Consider the following 17,820-nt stretch of genomic DNA (forward strand, 5'->3'; position numbering starts at 1 on the left):
CTAAATATCGAGGTTACCAGCTAACCCTTGGGCAACAAAAGGCACAAGTTGGCTGATAACCTCAGAAATATCGATATGCCGGTGAAAGTCAGACTCTACGATTTCTGTTAATGCTTGGCTTGACGCCATCGAGAAAACAAAACTTCCCATTGCAAAGTGCAATCGCCAAAATAACGCTTCTGGCGGTATCGTTGGCAAACATTGCTGGATGGCGGCGACAAGCGCACGTATGGCGTGCCCGTATTCGCTCATAATAAAACGACGTAAATGCCCCTGGGTTTCGTTGTATCCCCGCCCAAGTAGCTGGACGAAGATTGCCGTACCATTTGGACGTACATCACTTAGCCTTACCATAGGCACAATCAATGCGCGTAGCACTGCATCAACGCCTTTAACCCCCATCACCACATCGGTGTTTTTTAAACAAAGCTCAACATCCGGTATCAACACATCGAAATAGCGCTTCAGTACTGCCTGAATGAGGTTTTTTTTACTACCGTAATGATAATTCACTGATGCTAAATTCACCCCAGCGTCTGTCGTTATTTCGCGCATAGAGGTTTGTGTAAATCCCTGCTGCGAAAACAATAGCTCGGCGGTATTGAGAATGTCTGTCTTTGTTGTTTTTGCCATTATTTTTGTTTTAACCGATTGTTAAGGCGTTATACGACAACACTAATGGTTACGCGTAACGCCTACTTCAATGGAGACCTAGAACCAGTGTCTCGCCTTGCTCCATGTGCGCATTAAAGTCTGCTCGGCAACCTTAGCTGCTGACATACCAAGCTTTTCAGCCACATTTTTCTTCACCGCATATTTAACGCTAAAAATTTCACGCGCTGGATGATGAGATAATATGTAGTCGTCGGACGTGGTTATTTCATCAATAAGACCTAAGGACTTCGCCTTTACACCTGGCCAATATTCACCCGTTGCCACTTGTTCAATGTTCATATCTGGGCGCTGGCTATGGACAAAGTCTTTGAAAAGCACATGAATCTCTTCAATCTCTTCTTTAAATTTTGCACGTCCTTCATCGTTGTTTTCGCCAAATACGGTAAGAGTACGCTTATATTCCCCTGCGGTATGCTGTTCAAATTCAATGTCATTTTTCTTCAACAACTTATTAAAGTTTGGCAATTGCGCCAACACGCCAATAGAGCCGATATAAGCAAACTGAGCTGCTAGTAATTTATCAGCAACGCATGCCATCATGTAACCGCCGCTAGCGGCAACCTTATCAACAGCAATCGTTAATGTAATGCCCTTATCTTTAATACGTTGTAACTGAGACGCAGCCAAGCCATAACCGTGCACTACACCGCCACCGCTTTCTAACCTTACTAGCACTTCATCTTCTTTTTCGGCGATACAAAGAATAGCAGTAACTTCCTCACGAAGGTGTTCCACTTCATGTGCATCCATTGAGCCTTTGAAGTCAATAACAAACAGACGAGGCTTTTTTTCTTCATCACTGTTCGCTTTATTTTTTTGTTTTTCTTCTTTTTTCTGTGCTTTAGCGAGTTTTTTTAATGCATTCTTGTCAAGCAACACTTCTTTAGCATATTGCGTAACGTCTTTAAGCTGCTCTGAAAGAGAAGTAATTTCTAACTGTCCTTTTCCTTGTTTTTGTTTGGCCGCCACTCCTACAATTGTTGAAACCACAACAATAAATGCCAATACCAAGGTCACGGCCTTGGCGACAAACAAACCGTATTCGTACAAAAACTCCAAACTAATCTCCTAATACATTTAAACGGGGACACATCGTGTGAATGCCCTACGTTGCTATTCTAATACGTTTATATGGTGCTGTGTTTAACAATTACAACTTTCACGCGTAAGAACCGTACACCGGTTAAATTTTCACCTTCAATTAAATTACCGCAACAATAAAATGCGCATGCCCACAAAATAGGATGAGAAGATTGTTAGTAAACCTCAGCTAGCACACTATATTTACTATACGACAGGCAAGCGTTTGATTACAGGCACGGTAAACTTTTCGTCCTATCTTGAAAAATACCCCTAACAAATACTTAACAAACCTTTGCAAATAGATAACAAAGTCAATACTATGGGGTGATTGATAACTGGTCATACTTGTTAATAGTCTGTTTGAACAATGATTGTTCTTCAATTATTGGATGACGAAACAATCGAGTTGACAACTCACCTTAGTATCTTGGGAGAAAGAATGAAAAAACTGTTAATCAGCACAAGTATCTCTGCAGCATTTGTGCTCGCTGGTTGCGGTGGCGGAGATGACTTAGAAAAAATTCAAGCGGAAACGCCTATTGAGCGTCCTGCATCGCGAATTTTGTTCGACCCTGCCGGTAGTGTCCTTAATGTGCCAAGCGATTTGTTTTTTGCTCTGGTAGAACAAACGGACGATGGTACCTTAGAAATGCCAGATGAGGTTGCAGGTCAAGCGGCAAACGGCATGCCTGACTTTGGCAATCCGTCAGCAGCGTTAGGCGCGCTTGACGGTTGGTCTACACAGCATCCGTTTACTTTCTCTACCTCTCACCCTGCTGGTATTACCCTTGACGCAGCCTCAGCGGCAGCACCAGGTTCGGTACGCTTGTTTGAAGGTGCGATCGGTGGCGATTTGAATGACGCTGACTGTACCACTGCTCCGCCAATCTCGGGCTGTAAAGTATACGAAGAGCTAACATTCGGCGTGGACTTTGTCACGCAAGCGAGCGGCAACGATGTTGCGGTTATTCCGCTTAAGCCTCTTAAAGGTTCAACCACTTACTATGTAGCGGTTACCGATGGGTTGAAAGCCAGCGATGGTCAATCGATTAAACCGTCTACGGCTTACGAGAGCCTACGCCAAAACATTAATGACTTCCCTCTTTCAACTGACTCACAACTTAGTTTACAAGGGCTTATTAATTCTTATGAAGGTGTGCTTACTTCACAAGCCGGCGTAAGCAGCGATTCGCTTGTATTTAGCTATACATTTACAACGCAATCAACTACCGAAATTATCGAAACGGTGAAGTCGCTTGCAATTGCACCCTTTGCTACCGCGCTTGCACAAGGTGCAACACCAGCACAAGCTGTAGCAGCGGGCACGTTACCGGTACTTCCCATTGGTGAAGCGCCAGTCGATACTGCGTTTGATGCATTGGCACCAACGCTACTAGGTAGTGCGACGTTGGCACAGCTGCAAGCTGTTGGCCTCGACACGTGTTCAGGCCTTGTGTCTGCCGTATTGAACCCAGCATCTCCGTTGAATCCTACTGCTACACAGGTTTTCTCGCAGGTAGCACCGTTTTGTGCAGCCTCGATGAAGCAAGGTAGTATTGACCTACCTTATTACATCGATGCAGCTGATCCGCTTAATGGCCGTTGGTCTGCAGCATGTACAAATGGTCTTGCATTGCAAACCATCGGTGCTGAAACTATCGGTGCGCTGCTTGCTGACGGTACAATTACAACAGGTCCAAATAACGAATTATGCCAACAAGCAACTGGTGGTACGTTATTGGACTTAGACCTTACCAACCTTGGTATTAACGATTTACGCCATGTAACGCGTTATAGCCCAATTCCTGCACGTAAAGGTAGCAACCCTGATGGGACTGAAACGCTTGACGTTCAAGTAACAGTACCTGATATCAATATTATTAATATTGTTGCAGCTAACCCGGCATCGGGCGTGAGCCCTATCGCAGCGGTTCCTGAGGCTGGTTGGCCTGTTGTTATTTTGCAACATGGTATTACCTCGCGCAAAGAAGACTTCTTAGCGATCACGGGTGCACTATCATTAGCAGGGTATGCAACGGTTGCTATCGATCATCCGCTTCACGGTAGCCGTGGCTTTATGATTGATGGCGAAATGGTTAACGCATCAGCGGCTGTAGGTGGTGATCCAACTGATTACCTTAACCTAGCGTCATTGCTTACTACGCGTGATAACAACCGTCAGAGCGTTGTCGATGTCATGGGGCTTCGTCTTGGTTTGAATGCTGTTGTTGACACGACAGGTGGCTCAGTACGCCTTAACGCTAACGACGTATCGTTTGTAGGACAAAGCTTAGGTTCAATCACCGGCATAAGCAGTGTTGCAATGTCAAACGAGTCGTTTGGTGAAGGTAACCCACTTGCTAACTTCGACGGTATGTTTGCATTCAATAGTGCTGTGTTCAGTGTGCCTGGTGGCGGTACTGCGGCGTTCTTACTAGAATCGGTAGCATTTGGTAACTTAATCAAATCAAACCTACTTGCAGCCTCTTCTGCTGATTTCGTAGCGTTTGTTGGACAATACGCGCAAGCTAACGAACTTACTGCAGAACAGGCACTTGTGCCAGCATACGTTGAGTTCTACGCGGGTCTTGATGCAGCAACAAAAGCCAGTGTCGATGCTACATTTGCACAGTTTGCTTTTGCCGCTCAAACGATTACCGACGCGTCTGATCCAAATAACTTTGCAGGCTTGCTTGCTGAAAACTCAGACTTCGTTATCCATGAAGTGATTGGTGGCGGAACTAACGATGACGGTAGCACAGCGCTACCTGATCAAGTTATTCCTAACTCTACAGTGAATGCCCCTACGTTTGCGGGTACTGAGCCATTGGCGAAATTTGCGGGCGTCATGGGTGTATCAACAACGACACCTGGAAACGGTTTAGTTCGCTTTATCGAAGGTTCACACTCTTCGTTGTTAAACCCAAGCCCTAGTGCGGGTGCAACAACAGAGATGCAACGCGGCGCAGCAGCCTTTATTTCTACTGGTGGCGAAACTGTCGTTATATTTGACGAGTCAGTTGTTGCCAACTAAGCGTAGAGCAACCTATTACCTTGTGAGTAGCGTTTAAGTTTATTCATTAAGATTGTAAAAACCGATATCAGCGATGATATCGGTTTTTTTATGCTTACTTTTCCCGTTGACCAATGTTCACCAACATCCCTTGCTTTACTTGTTCGTCAGTATGAGTATGATCACGCAATCAACCGCGACTGTATGTAACGCCTGCCTACTGGGCATAGCTAAGGAATGAAATGAACGACTATCAAGCCCCTCACCATCTACTTGAGAATAAAATAATATTAATAACAGGAGCAGGTGATGGAATTGGCGCACAAGCGGCTAAAACTTATGCCAAACACGGCGCTACGTGTATTTTGCTCGGTCGCACGGTCGCAAAATTAGAAGCCGTTTATGATGAGATAGTGAATGCTGGCGGCGCCGAGCCTGCAATCGTCCCCCTAGATTTGAAAGGGGCTACGCCCAGTCATTATCAGCAGATGGCACAGACTATTATTGACCAATTTGGCCATTTAGATGGCGTACTTCATAACGCCTCGGTATTAGGGCATTTAAGTGCGTTTAAAGATATTGATGCGCAAGAATGGCAGGATGTCATGCAGGTAAACCTAAATGGTATGGTTTACATGACGCAAGCACTCATACCCGTGCTAGAAAAAGCGGAACATGCTTCTGTTGTATTTACCACATCAAGTGTCGGTAGGCACGGGCGTGCATTCTGGGGCACATATGCGGTATCAAAGTTTGCCACTGAGGGCGTTATGCAAACGCTTGCAGATGAATACAGAAACAAATCGATTAGATTTAATTGTATTAACCCAGGTGGTACGCGAACCAAAATGCGCTCTCAGGCCTTCCCCGCTGAAAACCCTGAAACACTAAAAACCCCATTGGATATTATGCCGTTGTACTTGTACTTAATGGGTAATGACAGCATTACGGTAACGGGTGAATCACTCGATTGCCAACCTAAATAAACCATACATAAACTTAAAAAAAAAGCTGCGTATTACGCAGCTTTTTTTGTTCCAGAAACGCACAGTAATTAACCGTCGTTTTTTGCCCAGGTGTCGCGTAAGCCGACAGTTCTATTAAATACCGGCTTGTCATCGGTACTTTGCGTATCGAGACAGAAATAGCCAGTTCGCTCAAACTGCCATGCACCTATATCAGGGACATGTTGTGCTAACCCGTTTTCTACCCAGCCTAGCTTCACATCAAGTGAATCAGGGTTAATAGCGTCAGTAAAGTTCTCTTCTGCTGCGGGATTAGGTACATTGAATAACCGATCATACAGTCTAAATTCAGCCTGTTGGCCTGTAACCGCATCTACCCAATGGATCACACCTTTGACTTTGCGACCATCAGCAGGGTCTTTGCCTAGCGTATCAGCATCGTACGTACAATAAACAGTAGTTACGTTGCCCTCTTCGTCCTTATCAACGCGATTTGCTTTGATCACATACGCATTACGAAGACGAACTTCTTTTTCTAATACAAGGCGTTTGAACTTTTTATTCGCTGACTCTCGGAAGTCTTCAGCTTCAATCCATACTTCGCGACTAAAACCAATTTCACGTGTGCCCATCGCTTCATCACTAGGGTGATTAGGCGCCGTCAAAATTTCCGTTTTACCTTCATCGTAATTTTCGATAATGACTTTAATTGGATCGAGTACCGCCATAGCACGTGGCGCGTTTACGTTGAGGTCATCTCGAATACATGCCTCTAACATGGACATTTCTACCATGTTATCCATTTTCGTAACGCCAATACGCTTGCAGAACTCGCGCACAGAACCTGGCGTGTAACCTCTACGACGTAACCCAGCAACCGTCGGCATGCGCGGATCATCCCATCCGCTAACATGATTTTCATCAACCAATTGAATCAATCGGCGCTTACTTAATACCGTATATTCAAGGTTTAAGCGTGAAAACTCATATTGTCGCGGTGTGCAATCAATTGAAATGTTTTCAATAACCCAGTCATAGAGACGACGATTATCTTGAAACTCTAATGTACATAACGAGTGCGTAATCCCCTCAATTGCATCTGAAATACAATGGGTGAAGTCATACATAGGATATACACACCATTTATCACCAGTTTGGTGATGATGGGCATGCTTAACGCGGTAAATCACCGGGTCTCTCATACACATGAAAGGCGAAGACATATCAATTTTAGCGCGTAAGCTACACTCACCCTCTTGATAGTCACCCGCCGTCATCTTCGCAAATTCACGTTTGTTTGTTTCAACGTCCGTATCACGATATGCGCTGTTCTTGCCCGGCTCTTTGAGTGTGCCGCGAAGTTCACGCATCACGTCTTGAGAAGAAAAATCTACGTAGGCCAAGCCTTTATCGATAAGTTCGTTGGCATAAGCATGCAGTTGATCGAAGTACTTAGATGAATAGCGTTCCTCTCCGTCCCACGAAAAGCCAAGCCATTTAACATCTTCCTTAATCGAGTTAACGAATGAAATATCTTCTTTCGCTGGGTTAGTATCGTCAAACCGCAGGTTGCACGTGCCCGTGTAATCCTTCGCAATACCAAAATTAAGACAAATTGACTTCGCATGCCCAATGTGCAAAAAGCCGTTAGGCTCTGGCGGGAAGCGAGTTTTGATAGTGTCGTGCAAACCATTGGCTAGGTCTTTATCGATGATTTGACGGATAAAATTGGTCGGACGATGATCAGTCTCGGCCATTCGCATGTTCCCCTTATGCATTAATTAATTCTAGATAGTGACGTGAGTATAACACCGACACAATTATCACAACCATGTTTTATTTTACCCTGCTATACAAGTGGTCAGTTTACGCACTATTTACGCTAAGAATATCGACTCTGTGCCATTAACATGCACAAAATTATTGTAACAACGTCAAAGTTTTAGTGAACCTTAATTATTATGGTAATCTATTCATGCGATAGTAACGTCGTGTTTGCAGAAATGGTGTTTATGAAAGAAAAAGCAACCTCTTTTGATATTGCACACTTAGCTGGTGTGTCTCAATCTACGGTATCTCGCGCATTGAACAACAGTCCGTTGGTCAACCTAGAGACCCGCGAGCGCGTGCAACGCATAGCAAAAGAGCTGAATTATAAAGTCGATAAAAATGCCAGCAACTTAAGAAAGCAGAAAAGCAACACTATCGCCTTATTACTTTTTGAAGATCCCACTTCAGACGATTCGATGATTAACCCTTTCTTTTTGTCAATGCTTGGTAGTATCACACGAGCTTGTGCTACCGCAGGTTACGATTTGCTGGTTTCGTTTCAGAACATGGACGATGATTGGCAGGCGGAATACGAAGACTCGAATAAAGCCGACGGTATTATCTTACTGGGTTATGGTGATTACACCGACTATCGCGCTAAAGTTGCACAACTTGAATCACAAGGAACACATTTTGTCCGTTGGGGCGCGCCGGATACAGAACACCCAGGTGTTAGTATTGGCTGTGATAATTTCCAAGGTGGCAAACATATTACTGAGCACCTAATCAAACTTGGTCGCAAACATTTTGTGTTCATCGGTGACTCAGGCAACCAAGCACCTGAATTTATGGCTCGCTACCAAGGGTATCTCGACGCGTTAACGTCTGAAGGGTTAAACACCACCTCTACTCAGTATGACGCAATTTCTACAGAAGAAGCCGGATACGACGCAACGCAAAGCCTGTTAGAAAAAAACATCAGCATGGATGCCATTGTATGTGCGTCCGACCTTATCGCCATGGGCGTACTTAGAGCGTTAAGAAAAACACACTTTAACGTTCCTGAAGACATTGCCGTAGTCGGGTATGACAATATCGCTGTATCGGCGTTCACCACACCGGCCCTTACCACGGTGCATCAAAATACAAAGTTAGCTGGTGAGCTTTTAGTGACAACCTTGATAAAGGCAATAACGAAAGAGACGGTAGAAGATTATCTGATGCCCGCAGAGGTGATTGTTAGACAATCGTGTGGGGCAAAAGAGGCGCAATAACCCATAGATTCGCTATGGGTTATTTGAATAACGAGGCGCTTGTCTCACGGTTGCTCAACGCCTCTTCGTATCAGCTACGGCCTTATTGAACCTTTGCTTGCGATACAAGTTGTTTTAACAACAGCGCATTGTTTATCGGTCCTTCCTTTACCCACACCTGAACGCCATTAGGTTCAACCGTTGTGCTAATCGATGCGTTTTTAGCAACAGACTGTTTAGCGCCCGTCAGTTGCTCTTCCCACTCCCCTTCTTGTACAAATTTTGTAATATTGAATGGCGCTGAATCGTTGCCCTTATTAAGTAGCACTAGTGCGGTTTGTTGTACGGTACCCGTTTGCACTACGCGATAAAACGCAGCCTTGTGCCCTTCCAACATAATGTTAACTTGAATACCACGCTGTAACGCAGGCGTTGCCTTTCTTACATTTGAAATAGCAGTTAGTGCTTTATGAATACGATTACCACTCGCGTTATCTATATTTTCTTGGCCAAAGTAGTTTCTGTTTCCTTGGTGTTCTGACGTACCTCTCATAAAACCAACTTCTGACCCTTGATAGATGACGGGAATGCCTCTTACGGTAAACAGCCAGTTGTGAGCATTGATAAACCCATCATCAGATGCATTCATCCTGGCCATATCATGGTTATCATAGAATGTGGTTAACTCATACGGGTTTTGATAAGGACCATGGACAAGATGCAGTACATCAATAAAATCTGCAAAATCGGTCTCCAATGGTTTTTCAAAAACGCCTAACATCACTTTTTGCATGGGAAAGTCGAGTACGCTCACTGCGCCGTTTTTAGGTAAGGTGTGTTGTGCGATGAAATTCGCATCAAAATTAAAACTTTCACCGAACATGAAGAAATCTGGATATTGCGATCTGATGCGTTCAGATGCCTCTCGCCAAAAAGCATGGGGCACATGGCGAATAGTATCAATCCTAAACGCGTCTGCGCCTTGTGATATCCAATACAGATAGCTGCCTATTAGGTAATCTCTTACCTTGGGGTTTTCATCGTCTAAATTAGACAATTTTACTAAATCAGGATAATCATGAAAAAACGCGTGAAGTGGATTATTTTCAGGGTCTAACGATTCAGGCGCAAGGTTTTGATGATCAGCGACTAATCGGCCGTCAGCATCATATATTTCGCCGTATCCAGCTTGGTCTTCATGCATCGAAAAACTGGGGCTTCCGTGATTTCCAACAATATCGAAAACAGACTTAAGGCCATATTGCTCTCGCATGCGAGTGGTATAATCTTTTACCGACAAGTCGTGACTTACAAGATGCTCATCAGCTTTATAAAAGTTTGTTGCCCAATAACCGTGATAGCCCGCTTTTCCACCGTCTTTGAATGCACCGCCATAGGTTATTGGTTCATCACCATTGAATGACTGGTTAGGGTTATCATGCACTGGCGTCATCCACACCGCTGTAAACCCCATATCTTTTATATAATTAGCATTATTAAGGATCCCTTTAAGGTCACCCCCCATGTAACCCGCATAGGCTTTCTCCCCGTTGGGCCCTACTAGTGGCAACTGCCATGTTGGATAGTCTCCGCCTTGCGATTCGTAGTTATTATTAGGGTCTCCATCAACAAATCGGTCGGTTACCACGAAGTAGACAGACTCACTCGCAAATGGCGTAGTTGTCCCGACGAGCGTTACGGCTTTTTCGACCTCTTGCGGTCGGTCTGTAGAGGTACAGGCGGACACGATAAACGACAAAGCGATTGCCGTAGATATTGCTGTTAGTTTTCTGTTCATCACGCTGCCTCCGCGTTATGGCTTTTCAGTTCGTTTTCATCATGTTCTTTTACAAAAAATACCGATACCGCGCCAAGAAGCATCGATATACCAGCGACGACAATAATGTATTTGGCATCGTTATCAAACACGCTACTCACTATCCAACCTGCGGTAAGGCCCGACACAATTTGTGGCGCTGCCACGGTAAAGTTAAAGATCCCCATATACACACCTGTTTTATTTGCAGGAAGCGCGCCCGCTAACATGGCGTAAGGCATAGCTAATATTGCCGACCATGCAATACCTACTCCTACCATAGGAATAAGCAGTTTTACCGCACCTAATGGTACAGTCACTTCAGTAATAAGAAGATTGACATTAACCATATTCAAATCTTGAAATAGCAGGAAACTGACATAGCTAAGACCGCCTAACGCCAGTGAACTTGCATACACCGTCTTTCTGCCGAATTTATCCGCTAAACGTGCAAGGAAAACAGAGAATATTGCAGCAAAGACAGAATAAGCCGCAAACAGAATGCCGACCCAGTCGCCTGCCGCGCCTTTTGCTAATGTAACGGCCTCAGGCACCATAGGTGCCGCAGCAATATACGCGGGATCGAACCAGTTTTTATCTACGTTCCAAATATGCTGGGTAATGGCAGGCGTGGTATACACCCACATGATAAACAGTGCAAACCACGAGAAAAACTGTACAACAGCTAGCTGCTTCATTGTTGTTGGCATATTAACGACGAGCGTAAAAAACCCACTCAGTCTTGCGCCGAGCGTTTGTTTCTCTTGACCTTTATCGTCGTCTTCGTTCAGACCTTTATACTGCTTATATTGCTCAGGCGAGTACTCTTTTGTTCTGATCACGGTCCAAATCACAGAGCCTAGCAACACGGAAGCGCCTATATAAAAAGCCCACATTACAGAAGGGGCAACTTCGCCCATCTGTGCGGTATTTTCCAAACCTATAACGTTGGTCAAAACAAACGGTAGAATTGAGCCTACGACAGCACCGATATTAATGAGTAAAGACTGGATCCCGTATCCAATGTTGCGCTGCGTAGGCGGCACCATATCAGACACTAAAGAACGAAATGGTTGAAAGCATACATTAAATGACGCATCCATTAAGGCCACCATCAACGCTCCCATTAACATTGGCGCTAGAAAGGCAACGAAAATAGGCGCGTTCGGAAGGAGAATCATGCCGATTACCGCCGCTATCGCACCAACCAGTATAAAAGGACGTCTACGACCTAGACGATTCCAGGTTCTATCTGATGCAGAACCGACAATGGGTTGCACAATTAAGCCCATCACGGGTGCGACAAGCCAAAATAAAGATAATGAATGTAAATCGGCACCTAAGTCGGTAAGGATCCGGCTAACATTGGCATTTTGCAGCGCAAATCCAAATTGAACACCGAGAAAGCCAAAGCTTACATTCCATATTTGCCAGAAGGATAATCGTGGTTGCGTTGCTTGCATAATGTACTCTATGTTTTTATCGTTATTTTACAATGAACACCGAGGCCGACATTGGCGACAGTGTTATTGTTTCGTTTACTCTAAATTGCTTGTCGTCGCGAAGGCGAACCAGGGTTGTTTTGCCCTTCAACATACGTTCGTACTTCCCTATATCTAAAGACACAACGGGCGTGTCTTCTGTATCCGATCCCTGATTAGACTGTTTATTTAACACGACCATGATAAGGGGCGACGCAGGGTCATCTGTGTGACGGAAATACGTATATATGCCTTCTTCAGGCGCATAGTGCGTTAAGTTTCCTTCGAATAACGCAGGGTATTGCCGACGAAGGTGAAGCAGCGTTTTTATTCTAGACGTTGCCCAATGTTGGCTATCCGTTAATCCTTTTCCGGTAAACGCGTTTATCTTGTCATCCGGCCATCCTCCGGGAAAATCTGCACGGATGATACCATGATCGTCTGACGTACCATTATCCATCAGTATTTCACTACCATAGAATACTTGCGGTATACCACGCGTGGTGAGGAAAAACGTCATGGCCATATTCCAATGGCGTAAATCCCCATCCACTTGAGTGAACACGCGGCGCATATCATGGTTGTCAGCAAACACGACAAGATCATTGGCGTTACCGTAGAGAAAGTCGGTAGCCAACGTTTCATAAATACGGGTCAGGCCAGAACTCCAGCTTTCTTTGCTATTTATCGCCTCAATAACAGCCTGTTGTAATGGAAAATCCATTACACTGGGTAATGCGCTCTCGTACCCATCTCGGCGATAGCTTCCGCGTTGCCAATACGCAGTAATAGCAGGGTTAACAGACCATTCTTCTCCAACAATATTTAAGCGAGGATATTCAGCCATGAGACGCTGTGTCCATGCCGATAAAAACGCTTTATCAGAATACGAGTAAGTGTCGACGCGAATACCGCTTAGATCAGCGTATTCCACCCACCAGATAGCCTGTTGAATCAAATAATTTGCCAGATGCGGATTTCGTTGGTTTAAGTCCGGCATGGTTGGCACAAACCACCCGTTACTAAATGCCTTCTTGTCGGCATCGACACCGTGGGGATCATGAAGTGACTCACGCTTGTGGGTTGTACCTACAAAACGGCCGTTGTTATTTATCCAGTCACTTGACGGTGCATCGCTCAACCATATATGGCTACTTCCAATATGGTTAAGCACCATATCCATAATAATCCCTATCCCTTGTTCACGCGCTTCACTGCTCATTTCTTTAAACAGGGCATTGGTGCCAAATCGAGGGTCTATGTTGTAAAAGTCTGTAATGCTATATCCATGATAACTATAATCTTCCATAGCATTCTCAAGCAGTGGCATTGTCCAAACCTGCGTGAACCCGAGTGAAGAGACGTAGCTGAGGTTATTCATGATCCCTTGAATATCACCGCCGTGACGCCCACCGGCTTTATCACGCGTAACGCCTTCACGGTAGCCCGCTACTTCATCGTTGTTCACCTCGCCATTAGCAAATCGGTCAGGTGCAATCAAATAAATAGCGTCTTTACCGCTAAACCCTTCCCGTTGTGATGAATGCTTGCGCCGCGCGTGAAGTGAATATGGCACCACCCGCACAGTGCCTTTTTTATCAAGAAGCCTGAGCGATAGTGTTTGGTCTTTTGCATTAGCGAGGTTTAGCGAAACAAAGAGATAGTTGTTGCTGTCTAGACGAGTAACATCGTCAATAGTAACCCCCACACTATCTGTGGTGACACGCGAATCTGCAATATCCTCACCATGCAACATAAGCTCAAGCGCAGGAGATGCCATGCCGGCCCACCAATGTGGCGGATACACCTTTAAATCTTGCTCGTCTGCCCGAACAATAGTAGACACAGCAACCATACACATTGCCGCTAAGGCGACCAGCCCTTGGCGCGTTGAAATGCTTCGCATGTTCACTCCATGTTAATTATTCGTTAACTGTGGATAGTACCTGCGTAACGATGTGCAGCCAATATTATGCATACGTATTCACAATACACCGTTACTTACACGCCAATCCAACGCACCGAATTAAAACGAAAACACTTTGGTTTCTAAGCCCTCAAGTGACAATGAAATCGCGTTATTAGCCTTATCTATCGTCGCATTCGAGTGTGGAAGCAATGGCATCATAGAAGACGCATCAAGATCATTTATCAAGCTTGCAGGCAGTGATAACGAGAATGTACCAGTGGGCGACTCGCTAAAGTTTGCAACAACTAAAATACGATCTTCATCGTTAACGCGTACAAATGCAAACTGCTGCTGTGTATAGTTCTCGGTATGCCCATTCAACGCATGTAGACTAATATAGCGTCCGCGTACAGCAGGATGCGTCGAAGCAATAGCCATGATATTTTCATAAAATTCGCGTAGTGATTTTTCAGCCGGAAACAACGCACCCCCATCAAACTTGCCGCCGTTCATGAAGCGTTGATGTGCAGGAACCCCAGCATAATCGAAGATTGTCGTGCGTGTCGCTCGACCGAACCCCATGTTTTCGCTGCCGTCCTCGCCTACATCTTGTCCAAAATAAAGCAATGTTGGAGATGCACTTATTAATGCACTGACTGCCAAGGCAGGTTTACCTTTTTCTGCGCTGCCCGCAAAATCTGGGCTCGCGATACGTTGTTCATCATGATTTTCTAAAAAGTGCAGCATATGCGGTGCGATATCAGCAACGCTATTATGAATATCGACAAGTTCGCTAACGTTCCCCTGCCCTTGCATGATCGTTTTTAACGTGTCGTAAAAGCCAACCTTGTCGTACAGATAATCCATCTTTCCTTTGTGGATGTATTCTCTGTATTTTGAGGGTTGATAGACTTCGGCGAGCAATAGTGCGTCCGGGTTTCTTTGTTTTATTTCGCTGTTAAGAAATGACCAGAATTCGACAGGAACCATCTCGGCCATGTCATACCTAAAACCGTCTACGCCTCTATCTAACCAATAAAGTGCGATATCTCTAAACTTATACCAAGAATCAGGGAGTGTTTTATCCTGCCAAAATAGGGCGTGTTCATCGAATGGTTTATCTGCGTAGTGGTCAGGTAACTGAGGAAAATCAAAACTGCCGTCAGGCTTAACACCATAATTTATTTTTACGGTTTCGTACCAATCATTAATATCAGGTTGAGCTTTGCGGGCACCATTACCTGTCCATTTTGCAGGGTATTCATCAAAGACACCGTCAGCCATAGGATGTGACTCACCGCCCAGCACTTTATAATTGCTATCTGATGGCACAACAAAAGCTTCGCCCTCAACATAGTAAAAGTTATTATCGCGCGCGTAAGTAAGTGCAGTATTGTCATTTGCACCAAAATCACTCACGCCATCAGGCGCGCTTTTTGAGACATAGTGCCGCGCAACATGATTTGGCACGATATCGATGATAACTTTCATGCCCTGCTGATGCGTTCGAGCGATAAGCGCATCAAATTCTTGTAGTCTCGTTGCAGGGTCATTCGCCAAATCAGGATTAACATTATAATAATCCTTAACGGCATAGGGTGAGCCGGCCCGCCCCTTAACAACGTCGGGGTCGTCCATCGATATACCGTAACTTGTATAATCGCCTACTACAGCATGATGTGGCACACCGGTATACCAGATATGACTAACACCTAAAGCTTTAATACTTGCTAACGCATCGGGGGTAAAGTCAGAGAACTTTCCGACACCGTTTTCATCAATGGTGCCCCACGGCTTGTTCGTCGTGTTTTTATTACCGTAAAGACGCGTGAAGACTTGATATATGACAGGCTTTTGCTGCATTGCTTTCTCGTGTGTAGAGGAAACACTATTACTGAGCGCTTGTGACTGATTATTTGTGCATCCTATCAATACGCAAGACGCGATAGCTGCCGATAGCCCTAAACCTATTTTAAGGCGAGAAGAAAATGATCGATGTTGAATGTGCATGATAATCCTATAACCGTAGTTTGTAATAGGATACGTTGCGTTAATGTAATGTTAAAACAAATGCATACGTATTCAGCACTTTTTACAGCCGCACTGAGCACTGCGTTTCACATTACACTAACGCGACTCGCTATCTAATGCCGCATTATTGAAACTTAAGCAGCCGTTGCGACACCACCCATGCTAACCTCATCTACACTGCTGTTCGATTCACTTCTAATATCATCGAGCATGGGTTTTATTGCATTATCGACAGACTGTTGAAAGTCTTTCAACGGCGCAATCAAATTGTCTACTAAAACACTCGGCGCGATGCGATAAGGCGCACGTAACCCGTTGTGGTTTATTGCCTCTCCAACCTGCTCAAAATTAATACCGAACATTTTAAGGCGCCTAGCCAATTTAGGCTCCATAAGCACGTAAGCATGCTTTACATTTTCTTTTATGCCAATACTGGCAATCATGAAATATAAGGCAATAGATAAATAAGGAAAATGGTTTAAATTAAAGTCAGTGGCCGAGTACGGACTGTCTGCTAGCTTTTCCGGCGCCACAATATTTGACTTAAGCTGGCGTAACCTAAACTCTTTTGGAATAGCCAGGCGCGATATTTCACAAATAGTTCGCACTTTACGATTACACGACGTTGCCGATTTTACCTCGTGTTCATCGGGTAAAAACTGATCTAAAGGTAACGACTGCTTAACGTTGTTAGGAAGCACAAGACGTATTGTTCCCGCACACTTGCCCGTAGGAAGATGCTTAATGTAACAATTTACTGAGAACTCGTCGTACTGATCAACTTCTTGCCGTTCAGTATTGGTCTCCTCAAATTGCATCTCTTCACAATAAACGTGGTGACGAGTGCGAAAGCTCATCTCTTTTTCTTTGTTTGTTTTAGCGATCACCAGCGCGTAACGACTAAAAAAGAACTGTGAAATTGCTTTATCGACACTTAGTTCTTCACCAAACGCATGCGCTACGTCACTATTTGCAACGTGATGTGCCAGTGGCAACATCCTATCTAACGTTTCATTGGTAATGCGGTTCACACGCATAGCCCCCATGTACGAATATTAATTGTATGGATTACGTGGGTCTATTTTCCAGGTCTTAGAGACGCCCTTGAAGGGTGTTATAGCAACACGGATTTTTTTATAACTTATTTTTATTATTGGTATCGCGGCTTTGTCGTATTAATGCATCGCCTGCGGTGTACTCTGATTTCGCTAATCTATCATACAATACAACGTTAGCGGTAGCGGCTAAATTCATGCATGAATAAGTAGGAATGTATACGACATGATCGCACCATGAAAGTTCACTCGCGCCGACACTGCCATCTTCTGGCCCAAATACGTAAAATGCGTTTTCTGGATGTACGAACTCAGGAAGCGGGATCGCACCCTCCACCAGCTCTATAGCAACCGTTTTAGCGCCTTTGGGAACCACCTCTTTTAAACTATCAACGCCCACGGTGGGGATGACTTTATGAAACCCTTTAGTATCCGCATGAAACTTCTTAGCATGCCTAAAACGCTCTCCCGTATAGAAGACGCTAGCAACACCATAACAGCCTGCAGCCCTTAGTATTGACGCTACGTTTGTAGGGTTTTTAGGGTTAACTAATCCAATGCTAACCTGTTGTTTAGGAAAGTGATGCTGTTCCAAATGCGTTGTGCCTTGCGAATTAAGAGTGATAGAGCGCGATAATGCCACTATTTGCACGGCGAGGCTAGCATCAATTAGGTGGGATAGCGGCATGGTTCAAGGCCGTTACATGGGTGAAACACTTTAAAAGGGGGCGTTACGTCAGCACGTTCACCGCCCGTTATCTCAATAATA

Annotated in this window: 12 protein-coding genes; 3 read left to right on the forward strand and 9 right to left on the reverse strand. The window is 44.7% G+C overall.

Going from position 1 to position 17,820, the window contains the following annotated elements; translation table 11 throughout:
• Positions 1–633, reverse strand: a complete 633-nt coding sequence (locus ACOJRU_RS09195; RefSeq protein WP_421131459.1) for a TetR/AcrR family transcriptional regulator — start codon at positions 631–633, stop codon at positions 1–3.
• A gap of 78 nt (positions 634–711) precedes the next feature.
• On the reverse strand, positions 712–1,734 hold the full coding sequence (sohB, locus tag ACOJRU_RS09200; RefSeq protein WP_421131460.1) for a protease SohB: 1,023 nt from the start codon (positions 1,732–1,734) through the stop codon (positions 712–714).
• A 463-nt stretch (positions 1,735–2,197) separates the two neighbouring features.
• Between sohB and ACOJRU_RS09205 the strand changes: the two genes are divergently transcribed.
• Positions 2,198–4,792 carry a VolA/Pla-1 family phospholipase gene (locus tag ACOJRU_RS09205; protein ID WP_421131461.1) on the forward strand — a complete coding sequence of 865 codons (2,595 nt, stop codon included), beginning with the start codon at positions 2,198–2,200 and terminating at the stop codon, positions 4,790–4,792.
• A 221-nt stretch (positions 4,793–5,013) separates the two neighbouring features.
• Positions 5,014–5,757: a YciK family oxidoreductase gene (locus ACOJRU_RS09210; protein ID WP_421131462.1), complete on the forward strand. Its 744-nt coding sequence runs from the start codon at positions 5,014–5,016 to the stop codon at positions 5,755–5,757.
• A 68-nt stretch (positions 5,758–5,825) separates the two neighbouring features.
• Here the strand turns inward: ACOJRU_RS09210 and glnS are convergent, their stop codons facing one another.
• The gene (gene glnS, locus ACOJRU_RS09215; protein ID WP_421131463.1) at positions 5,826–7,493 is read right to left on the reverse strand and encodes a glutamine--tRNA ligase; all 1,668 of its coding nucleotides are present in this window, start codon (positions 7,491–7,493) and stop codon (positions 5,826–5,828) included.
• A gap of 255 nt (positions 7,494–7,748) precedes the next feature.
• On the opposite strand from glnS, the gene ACOJRU_RS09220 reads away from it, so the two are divergent.
• Positions 7,749–8,780, forward strand: a complete 1,032-nt coding sequence (locus ACOJRU_RS09220; RefSeq protein ID WP_421131464.1) for a LacI family DNA-binding transcriptional regulator — start codon at positions 7,749–7,751, stop codon at positions 8,778–8,780.
• Positions 8,781–8,862: 82 nt separating this feature from the next.
• Here the strand turns inward: ACOJRU_RS09220 and ACOJRU_RS09225 are convergent, their stop codons facing one another.
• The 6 genes from ACOJRU_RS09225 to ACOJRU_RS09250 all read right to left on the reverse strand — a co-directional run bounded on the left by ACOJRU_RS09225 (position 8,863) and on the right by ACOJRU_RS09250 (position 17,694).
• Positions 8,863–10,557 carry an alpha-amylase family glycosyl hydrolase gene (locus ACOJRU_RS09225; RefSeq protein WP_421131465.1) on the reverse strand — a complete coding sequence of 565 codons (1,695 nt, stop codon included), beginning with the start codon at positions 10,555–10,557 and terminating at the stop codon, positions 8,863–8,865.
• Positions 10,557–12,038 (reverse strand): MFS transporter, encoded by a 1,482-nt coding sequence (locus ACOJRU_RS09230; protein ID WP_421131466.1) that lies wholly within the window; start codon positions 12,036–12,038, stop codon positions 10,557–10,559. The genes ACOJRU_RS09225 and ACOJRU_RS09230 overlap by 1 nt, the downstream gene beginning before the upstream one ends.
• A 22-nt stretch (positions 12,039–12,060) precedes the next feature.
• Positions 12,061–13,962 carry a glycoside hydrolase family 13 protein gene (locus ACOJRU_RS09235; RefSeq protein WP_421131467.1) on the reverse strand — a complete coding sequence of 634 codons (1,902 nt, stop codon included), beginning with the start codon at positions 13,960–13,962 and terminating at the stop codon, positions 12,061–12,063.
• A gap of 120 nt (positions 13,963–14,082) precedes the next feature.
• A complete protein-coding gene (locus ACOJRU_RS09240; protein WP_421131468.1) occupies positions 14,083–15,975 on the reverse strand; it encodes an alpha-amylase family glycosyl hydrolase in 1,893 nt (630 codons plus the stop codon).
• A 155-nt stretch (positions 15,976–16,130) separates the two neighbouring features.
• Complete coding sequence (locus ACOJRU_RS09245; protein WP_421131469.1) at positions 16,131–17,033, reverse strand: PEP-CTERM/exosortase system-associated acyltransferase; 903 nt, start codon at positions 17,031–17,033, stop codon at positions 16,131–16,133.
• A 97-nt stretch (positions 17,034–17,130) separates the two neighbouring features.
• Entirely contained in the window at positions 17,131–17,694 is a 564-nt protein-coding gene (locus ACOJRU_RS09250) for an RNA methyltransferase (protein WP_421134746.1), read from the reverse strand.
• Between the last annotated feature and the right edge of the window lie 126 nt (positions 17,695–17,820).

This window comes from Alteromonas algae, from assembly GCF_049117195.1.
Taxonomy (GTDB): domain Bacteria; phylum Pseudomonadota; class Gammaproteobacteria; order Enterobacterales; family Alteromonadaceae; genus Alteromonas.